Annotated in this window: 5 protein-coding genes and 1 pseudogene; 3 read left to right on the plus strand and 3 right to left on the minus strand. The window is 37.2% G+C overall.

Features of this window, described 5'->3' with window-relative positions; all coding sequences use genetic code 11:
- Positions 1 to 142 precede the first annotated feature (142 nt).
- Positions 143 to 2,959 (minus strand): TonB-dependent receptor, encoded by a 2,817-nt coding sequence (locus KO495_RS12455; RefSeq protein ID WP_215980738.1) that lies wholly within the window; start codon positions 2,957 to 2,959, stop codon positions 143 to 145.
- A 517-nt stretch (positions 2,960 to 3,476) separates the two neighbouring features.
- A complete protein-coding gene (locus tag KO495_RS12460; protein ID WP_215980739.1) occupies positions 3,477 to 6,359 on the minus strand; it encodes a TonB-dependent receptor in 2,883 nt (960 codons plus the stop codon).
- Positions 6,360 to 6,899: 540 nt separating this feature from the next.
- On the opposite strand from KO495_RS12460, the gene priC reads away from it, so the two are divergent.
- From priC to KO495_RS12475, 3 genes are all read left to right on the plus strand, one after another.
- The gene (priC, locus tag KO495_RS12465; RefSeq protein ID WP_215980740.1) at positions 6,900 to 7,568 is read left to right on the plus strand and encodes a primosomal replication protein PriC; all 669 of its coding nucleotides are present in this window, start codon (positions 6,900 to 6,902) and stop codon (positions 7,566 to 7,568) included.
- Between the two features lie 122 nt (positions 7,569 to 7,690).
- The gene (locus KO495_RS12470) at positions 7,691 to 7,963 is read left to right on the plus strand and encodes a late competence development ComFB family protein (protein ID WP_215980741.1); all 273 of its coding nucleotides are present in this window, start codon (positions 7,691 to 7,693) and stop codon (positions 7,961 to 7,963) included.
- Between the two features lie 228 nt (positions 7,964 to 8,191).
- A complete protein-coding gene (locus KO495_RS12475; protein WP_215980742.1) occupies positions 8,192 to 9,754 on the plus strand; it encodes a phospholipase D family protein in 1,563 nt (520 codons plus the stop codon).
- A gap of 30 nt (positions 9,755 to 9,784) precedes the next feature.
- Here the strand turns inward: KO495_RS12475 and KO495_RS12480 are convergent.
- Positions 9,785 to 10,039: pseudogene (locus KO495_RS12480) on the minus strand (DUF2956 family protein); the annotation flags it as partial.
- Positions 10,040 to 10,300 lie beyond the last annotated feature (261 nt).

The raw sequence follows: 10,300 nt of genomic DNA on the forward strand, positions 1-10,300 counted from the left end.
TCTGCCTTGTATAAATACTCAACAAAAAGCTGTAAAAAGAATCTTTAAAGTTCAACAGTCCCTAACAACAATTTAATTTTAAATGAAAAAAAAACCGATAGTAAATACTATCGGTTTTTAGAGTTAGTAATAAAAACTATTGCTAGAATTTCACACTAACTGAACCAAATAATCGACGACCAATAACATCGTAAACGCCTGGCTCTGTGTTTGCGTTAAATGCACTATGGAAGCGTGGTGCGTCTACATCTGTTAAGTTAGAGATACCTACAGTCAAGCTCACTACGCCAAATGTATAACTACCCGTTAAATCATGATATAAAACTGAATCAGCCACAGAGTCATCAGTCAGCTCTGCTGGGCGTGATACATCGTCAGTTTCACCAATGTAACGCATTGCCCATTGAATGTTCCAATCATCTGCGCTTAAGTTAGCCGATGCATTCATTCTCAGCTCAGGGTATAGAGCTGAGCTAGCAGCAGTACCTACTTTTTCCACTGTACCAGTATAATCAAAAGTTTCTTCTCTGCTGAAGGTGTTAGTCGCTGACCATCTTAAATCAAGTTGGCTACCAAAACCAAAGTCAACGTCCATAGTATATTGAACATCAACATCTAAACCATTAGTGCTTAATTCACCTAAGTTACCATACTCCATAACTGCATCAGCAGGGTATGCGCCAAATAAAACTGGTGATGATGCATTACCGTCCCAATCCCTAAATACAGAACATGCATCCGCTGAAAGGTTTGGTGAATTTAAACACGCGTATGATAAGTCATTATAACTTGGAATACCGATTAAGTTATCAATTGAGATATCCCAGTAGTCAAAACTAATGTTTAAGTTCTCTAGTGGAGTTAAAACTACACCTAAGGTAAAGGTTTCTGATTCTTCAGGTTTTAATGTACCTTGAGCTGGTGCTCTTTCTGAAACCGATGCTTGATACGCAAAACCTAATTCTGAATCATCCGTTGGATCAGCGCCTTGTGCAATACAGTTAGCTCGCATAGTGTCTGTTACATCTGAACGACGATCTAAAAATTCACACCATGGTTCAACAACTGGGTTGTTAGCTACTTCAACTTGGTTTAACTCAGAAATATTAGGTGCACGGAAACCTGTTGCAAACCCACCGCGAACTTTTGCCCAATCAAGTGCTTGATAGTCAACACCTATTTTAAAGTTAGTAGTATCACCTACCGTACTGTAATCAGAGTAACGAGCAGATGCATCAACAATTAGGCTATCGGTTACAGGCATGTTGACTTCGAAATAAACTTCATCAACAGTAAAGTCACCTGTTTGAGCTGGTGATGCTCCTGAAGTTGTTAAGCCTTCTGCCATAAACTCATCAGGTGAAAAACGACCTTGCTCGTATCTGTGTTCAAAGCCAGCCGCCCAACCTAAGGCACCTGAACCAAAATCAACAGATTCAAGTTCACCATTTAATCCAGCTTGGAATAACATCATTCGACCCCAAGATAAATTCTTAAGGGAGTTTGCCATTAAGTAGCCCAACTCAGCATCTGTGATACTACCGTAATCCGCAAATGGATTGAAACCATCAGAGCCAACCGCTGCTAAACATTCTGCTTCAGCAGCACATAATGCTGGGTCAACCATTTTTTGCCATCTATCAATACGGTGAAGGTTTTTAGTTTCTTCAATAACTTCATTTTCAGCGTAAGTAAAAGAAACATCATAACCAATTGAGTCATTAATATAGCCTTGACCACCAACTAACATTCTGAAAGTATCAGCTGATTGTTGGTAAATACGACCGCCTGACTCAGTAAAGCGTCTGTTTAGGGTAACTGCTTGGCCAGAAACGCCGTATGGATTGTTCGCGTTATCACCAAATGGATTGTATGGGTTGCTTGCTGGAATTTTTTGATCAATACCTGGTGTATTGAATGACGCATCAGGTGCTAAACGTTGGTGCGATGTTCTACGTGTATAAAGTGTTTCCATGTATAGCTCATGGTCATCTATATACTCATATTTACCATTGGCTGCGAACTGAAAGCGCTCATTTGGTGTAACTAGTGCATTTACTGGTGCATAGTTATAAGTATCATCAACGGTATTACCATTAAAATCTTTATTGAATGGTCGTATCTCACCTGTAGGACCATCAACGATGAATGTATTACCTACACCTGGGACTGCAGCGCCTGTTGTTATTTTTCGACTGTTAGATGATGCAGAGCCAACCGCTAAAAAAGTACCATCAGGTTGTAACTGTGGAAATAATGCTTCTTTCGCCCAAGATTTTTCATCTTGTTTCATTTCTTGTTGTTCATTGTACTCGATACCAACCGTGAAGTTACCACGATCTGAAGAAGCACCAGCAACTACAGAAAAACCTCTATTTTCAGCTTGACCATCGTCAGTTCCCGCACCCCAGTTAGCAGTTATCTCAACACCTTCAACATCATCTTTCAAGATAATATTAACTACACCGGCGATTGCATCAGCACCATAAATAGTAGAGGCACCATCTTTTAACACTTCGATACGTTTAACCATGGCAATAGGAACAGCGTTAATATCAACAGCACCATCATCATTTACATCGCCAATTTGTCTGCGACCATTAATTAATACTAAAGTACGGTTGAAGTCTAAACCACGTAAATCTACTTTTTTCTGACCATTGTTACCGTTGTTTGTTGATGCCCCCATTTGAAAACCAGTAAAAGCTGGAATATCTTTCAAAAACTCATCAACACTAGCAACACCTGAGGCCATAATTTCTTTTTCATTAAAAACAGAAATTGGACTAGCTGACTCAAACTCAGAACGCTTAATACGCGAACCTGTTACTTGAATTCTCTCTACACTTTCCGCGCCTTCTTCTGCGATAGCAGCCGGTGTAGCGATTGCAGCAGCTGAGGTTGCGCCAAACATCATAGCTAGGCGAATAGCTTTAGCAACTTTAGAATTGTTATACATGTATACTCCCTGAATCACCTAAGTGATTGGTTGTTAGTTATGTTTAAAGAATCAAGACTATGTTGTCTTGTTTATTCTCTCTGATAAGTCTTTCGACCTGATCTGTCATTAAAGATAGTAAGCGCTATTCGCTTTGATGGTCAAGGCCTCTTACAACCTTTAAATTACATTTTATTTCAAAGGTACAGGTTACCAAGCCAACCTAAACCGGTAACAGTTTGTATTTCCTGTATATTTCATTAATTTTATTTTTTAATATAACTTTTTTTTAGAGTTAAGTGAGTCTTAAAACCATACATTTGTTTAATAAACTTTACAATTTCATCTAGAAACAGGAATGAATCGTTTGGACAAATAACTAAAACGTAACAAAGCAATTAGCTGGGTTTAACTAAATTTCGCGAATAACGTTATGAAAGTGATAATGAAATGTAAAGAGTATTACTTTTGGATCAAAAAAAAACCTAGCAGTAAACTGCTAGGTTTTCAAGATTCTAACTTTTTAGTAAGACCTACACTAGAATTTTACATTAACACCAGCAGTAACACGACGACCAATTACGTCATAGTATCCACCGTCAGTAAATGTATGAGGGTTTCTTGGTGGTGTATTATCAGCAATATTTTGCATACCTATACGTAATTCAACTTGTTCTAATACTTGATATGTAGCATTAATATCGAATGTAGTATATGAATGAATGTCATTGTAATTACTTACTTCTGGTGTCCAATCATTTCTATCATTGACAGTTGCGTGACGGTAATTCGTTGTAAGTACTGCACGGAAATCATCAATTTGGTAGCTAGCATTAGCGCGTGCTTTCCAACGTGGTCTTGCTTCTTCTCCTGCATGATCGCGACCATCAGCAGCATTACCTGTAGGGTTTAAGAACCTTTCTTCAGTGTACGTAGCAACGATGTTAAAGTTGAAATCACCAAAGCTTGTTGGTAAATAGTAACGAGACTCTAAATCAACACCACTAAGTTTTTCTACAGCTGCATTTAACGATGTTTCATAATAGTCTATAACTTCAAACGTATTCGGATCACGTGTAAACTTACCACAGAACGGGTTATCTAAACTGTCAGACTGATAACAGTTATCCATAGAGTTTTCATAATCGTAGAAGCGAATCGCGTCTGTGATTTCAAACTTCCAGTAATCAAGTGTTAAATCAAACCCTTCTAGGAATTCTGGTGTGTATATAAAGCCAATAACAACATCTTCAGATACTTCGTTTTGAAGTTCGCCATTACCACCTAGACGACCTTGTAATGAACCGCCGAACACCCAAGCATCAGAAGGACTCCAACCTACTGGGATACCATCTGCAGCACAGTTTTTAACTAGGTTATCTTTGTAGATAGTAGCGGCTTCAATATTTACTTCAGAACACGCCTCTTGACGACCCGCAAACTGTGTACCTGATGCAGAATAAAGCTCATTAATATTTGGGGCACGAACAGATTGAGATTTCGCAAAACGGAATCTCACTTCATCGTTAACTTCCCATGTCAAACCAAGTTTATAAGCACTATCGCCACCTGTTGAACTATAGTCCATGTAACGGTATGCAAGTTCAGCGGTTAAGTTTTTAACTAAGAACACATCTGATACAAGTGGAATAGCTACCTCGGCAGAGTATTCAGAAACATCAATTTCACCTTCATACGAATCACCTGAGTTACCAAAGATTAATCCCTTACGAATACCGGTACCTGGTAATTCATGAGCACGCTCTTTACGCCAATCGTAACTAAATGCTGCTTGAACAAAACCAGCGGGTAATTCAAATAAATCACCGTTAACGCTCAAACCTAAGCTCGTTTGTTTATGACCCTGCTCAGCTGTTGCTACCGTAGAGATGTAATTTCTTGCATCATCTGAGATACCGTTATTGCCAAGTAAGTTAATTGGCGAACAACCAGAGATAGCTCCAATAACTTCACCGGCATCATTACGATCAGCACACACAATTTCGCCGCCGAACAGAGCCGCGTCTAGAGCGTTATTAAAGTTTTCTGTTAATACTTCACCTCTCCAACTAGTGTCTTGATTCATTTGACCATGTTGGAAATATGCTGAGTAAGACCATTCGTCGGTAATTTGACCATCAAGACCAATTGAGGCACGAACCGTTTCACGTTCTTGCTCATACGTACGGTCACCAAAGTCTTCACGATTCAAACGTCTCATACTAATTGATGATGCACCGTTATCGTCCATCATTTGGGCCAAATCATCTTTGACATAAGGGTTATCACGTCGAATATTTAAACTTCTCCAGAAAACTGAAGTGCTTTGACCACGTGCTTTACTTTGTGAGTAAGTCATGTCAAAGCTAAGCTCATGATCTTCTGCGATCATTTGATGTGCTGCAATGTTAACAGTGTGGCGTTTAAGCGGTGTTCTGAAGTACTCATCTTGTGCATAAGCAATACCGTCACCAAACTCACCTGTATAGTTCCAAGGTTGGCGTGATCCTGGTAAACCACCTGCAGGTAAGCGACCATCACCTAAATTCATAGGGCGTAAGTTACCATTAGTATCAAACGTTAAATGTTGACCGCCTAGGAAAAACTCACTTGACTCATCATATAAACCGTAATGTTCACGATCATAATGCGCGATCATTCGAGGGATACCGTCATCGTTAGAGGTGTCATTAGGGTTTTCCATGCTTTCTACAGCATCCATAAACCATGCTTTGTCGCCACGAGCCATTTGCTCTTGATCTGCAAAGTCAAGGTTTACAATAAAACCACCATCATCAAATTCTTTACCGAAAGTTAGTGAGGCAAATTGTTGCTCACCACCACCTTCATTAGGCTGTGTGGCTGCGACATCAATCTCAACACCATCAAATGATTTTTTAGTGATAATGTTAACAACACCTGCTACCGCATCAGCACCGTAAACCGCAGATGCACCACCAGTTGATATTTCAATTCTATCAATGAAAGAAGTTGCAATATTATTTAAATCAACTGCGTTACCACCTGCTTGACCAGGGATAAAACGACGACCGTTAAGAAGAACTAAAGTACGGTCACTACCTAAACCACGTAAATCAGTGGTATTTAAACCGTTAGCATAAATAAAGTTGTTTGAGTTTTCAGGGCTTAAACCAACTTCAGCAGATGGCATTTGAGACAGAAAATCATTTACGTTACTGATACCAGCATCTTGCATATCAACGCTGCTAATTACAACAACTGGTGTTGGTGATAAAGCGCCAATACGCTTTATTTTAGAACCCGTTACCTGAATGCGCTCTACTTTTTCTTCTTCTGCTGCTTCTGCAGCAAAAACTGGGGCTGAAATAGTTGCTGCAGAAGTTGCACCAACCATCATCGCTAAGCGGATAGCCTTAGCAACTTTAGAATTGTTATACATGTTTACTCCCTGGATCACAGTGTGATTTGGTTATATTTTTGTTTTAATCTTTAAGATGTAAAGCAAAGCTATACTGCTTTGTCTTTACATTGAACTGGTCATCGACCCGATCTGTCACTAGCATAGTAAACGTATTCAATAAAAAACGTCAACACCAATTGTTACACAAATGAAAATTCCTTAACAAAATATACACCTATGAAAAGCTCAATAAAAAACCCAAAAAAAACAAACATAAACCATTAAAAAAAAAGGAGTTTATTAAAGTCACCATTGAATTAAACTCTAATAAAATTATTTTAGGAGGCTAACAACTGTACCTAAATAGTGACAATTTTAAGAAATAAAGTAATTATATATTTAATTTTTGTAAATATTTATATCTAGAATTATCTAAAACCTTAACAAATTGGTTAGGTTGCTGTGGTACAATATCTACGAAAAGCTTTGTAGATATGGGGTTACTTATTTATTCGCAGTTAAAAATAAGTGATATCTTTATTCATTCTATTTGCATCATTTGGTTCCAAAGATTAATTCATGACTCAACTTAACAGCGTTAACGCAACAAATAGACTTAAATACTTGCTAGAACAAATTAGTCAGCAAGCAAAAGCTATTGATCAACAAAATACACACTCGACATCTCATAAACTTATTGAAAATAACAATCTATTCTCAGAGCACTTATTCCACTGTCGCAGTGATCAGTTTTTACATTATGTCAAAGAAGTTGAAGAAAGAATTAATGATTTCATCCGCTTAAATAGCTCTAGCACTCAAAGTAATAATCGAAGTAGCTTAGCTATAACAACATTGCAACAAATAGAACAGCAAATCTCGGCCCTGTATAACGCAATACAGGCAAACGCTGCTATGCACCAAGCAGCACAAATCAATTTTGATGCGGTAAAAAAAGTCAAAATAAAATACGCTAAACAAAAAAATGAAAATAATAAATATCATGATGTAACAAGTAAGGTGTTAAGTAGTAGTCACCTTTTATACGAAAAACTTAACGAACATCACGAATTTGAACGCAGGTTACTCAATATGATAACTGAGCGCGAACAACAGCGCAGTGTAGCGAAACAAGTAAACAGTGAGCAGCTTTCTAAAGAAGTGCTCGCGTTGCATCAACGCTTAGGCCGTTGTCGCCATGCAATATCAATTATTGAACGTGACATTGAGTTTGCCGAGAAACGGTAAATTTATTTAAATCGCAACAAGTAATAGTTATTTTTAGCCTGATAAACAGCGTTCTATTAGCATTTTGTCTACACTCAGGTTACTCTCAATAATAAATCAATAATTTAATCTTAAGGCTTACTATGAAAATTTCTGATGATATTCATAACTACTATGAAAAATTAGTTATGCAACAATTTGCTACTGCCAAGTTTGATGAAAAATATGATGATGACTTTATTGCTGATTTAACTTGCGTTGTATTAAACCAGTTACCAACTCGCTATATACGACACGAGGTTGATATGGCTTTTTATCTACCGCCATCTGAGCGTTTTGAAATGGAAAGCAGAGTTAAGTCAGCGATTTCAAAAGCAATTGAGTTTATGGCAGACAATAAGAGCAATGACTTCTAATTAATTATCCAATGAAAGCCATTAATATTGTATTTGTTAATGGCTTCTATACTCTTCTCTAAAGCATTTACACCATATCAAATATTTATTCTGTTTTGACTCTCCTTAGCTAAGCTTAGTGATAATCAACCACCGTTTATTCTAAATAAAGTAATGCATTACCATTTTATTGCTAATATATTTAGTGGTAATTAAAGTTAATTAAAAGGTTGAACAAGGATATCAAAAGTGCAGTTTTATTTAAAACCCCTTTTAATTACAGCTTTTATCACCTTAACCCAAGGTTGCTCAATGCTACCTGCTAATTTTGAACGTAATGAAAGTCACGCTTATAGAGACACTAAAAATACACTTTTAGGTCAAATAGTAAGTCAGTTAAACGTCAAAGATAGTGAGCACTCTAATATGTACTTAATCAGTGAAGGCACTGATGCTTTTCTAGCTAGAGTCGCGTTAGTTTCAATGGCTGAACGCTCTATCGATGTACAGTATTATATTTGGAAGTCAGACATTGTTGGTAAGTTATTGATGCATAAAATGCTTCAAGCAGCAGATAAAGGTGTAAGAATTCGCATACTCCTTGATGACTTAAACCTTGATAGTGAAACAAAATCAATTTTGTTTGCTATGGCTCACCATAAAAACATTCAAGTACATATTTATAACCCTTTTTCTTCTGCTGGTTACCGAATTATTGCGGCATTAGCCAATACAGCACGAGTTAACAGGCGTATGCATAACAAATCATTTACCGTTGATAGTCAGTATACAATTGTCGGTGGGCGCAATATTGAAGAAAATTACTTTGAAGGTAATGATAGAAGTAATTATGCAGATTTAGACGTAGTTGGTGCAGGGCCAGTTATTAATGACGTTAATCAGCAGTTTGATATATATTTTAATAGCTCACTCGCCATACCCGCCTATGCATTTGATGATTATAAAAAATATTCAGGAGCACTAGCTAAGGTAAAAAGTAAATTATCTGATTATGTTTTATCTGTACAAAACTCCACTTATGCTAAAGATTTGAGAAATACGTCGTTATATAAACATATTATCAACAACTTAAAAGGCAATGATAATAATATTACTTATCAAGCAAAAGCACACGTCATCTATGACAGCCCTCAAAAAACACTCGGGAAAAGTGAGCTTGAAACCACGTATATGTTATCTATGATGCAATCACATGTTAGTAATATTAACAACCAACTTGAGTTGATTTCTCCTTACTTTGTCCCAGGAGATGAAGGCGTCGAATTTTTACTTTCGTTAGTTGAAAAAGGAGTAAAGGTAAAAGTTATTACAAATTCACTCGCCTCTACCGATGGTATTCTAGCGCAGTCGGGTTATGCGCGACATCGTTATAATTTATTAAAAGGTGGAGTAGAGCTTTACGAGTTTAAGCCTAAAGTGAAATCTCAAGCAAGTCGATCACTTAAACACAGTGCTGAAGCCAAAAGTGCCTTACATGCCAAAACTTATATTTTCGATAGAAAAGAAGTTTATATTGGATCGTTCAACTTCGATCCTCGCTCTGCCATGATAAATACAGAGCTTGGTATTATCTGTGAAAGCCCCGACATGGCGCAGTATATTGCATCAAACTTATTCGACAAGGAAATAACAGCAATAGCCTATAAAGTGATTTTGGAGGGTAACGATGTGATTTGGCTTGATAAAAGCAATGGTAAAGAAACTCGCCACACCACTCAACCAGAAACGAGTTTATGGCGCCGCTTTAACCTAAGACTCTACTCGGTACTCCCCATAGAGTCTCAACTTTAATATCATCGCTTCAAAGTCAAATAAAATGCTTTATTGGCTAAAAAATGAGTAGCCAATAAAGCCCAACCAGCTCAAGCCTAACAGCCCCCACGGCACTAAATAATAATAACTTACCCCAGTATTATTGAAAGTAGTATTAGTATTTACCACTCTGACTTGTTCTTGTTGTTTTAGCTTTTTTTTACGAAGTTTATCTTGCTCACGTAACTTACTTTTATGTTGTTTCTTATATTCGGCAATACCTTTTTCAATGCCCTGTGCAATGAGTTTGGTTTGCTCTTTGCTCTGCCCTACTTTTTAATTGCCTTTAGCCATTTTCATCGCCTGATCTTGTACTGCTATGGATGTTTTATTTTTCATTATTACTTTCAATTACGATTTTTTATTATATTAACAGTTTTTAGGGGCTGTTGATCTTTCGAGATTGTTCTTGCATATTTTTGTTGGGTATTTATACAAGGCAGAGCCTTTATAATGTAGTTATTCAGGACAATAAGCGCCTGCATTGTCTAATAAGCTACATCCATGTAGCGTTACCTAAAAAGG

The sequence above is a fragment of the Colwellia sp. D2M02 genome (assembly GCF_018860755.1).
GTDB classification, from domain to species: domain Bacteria; phylum Pseudomonadota; class Gammaproteobacteria; order Enterobacterales; family Alteromonadaceae; genus Colwellia; species Colwellia asteriadis.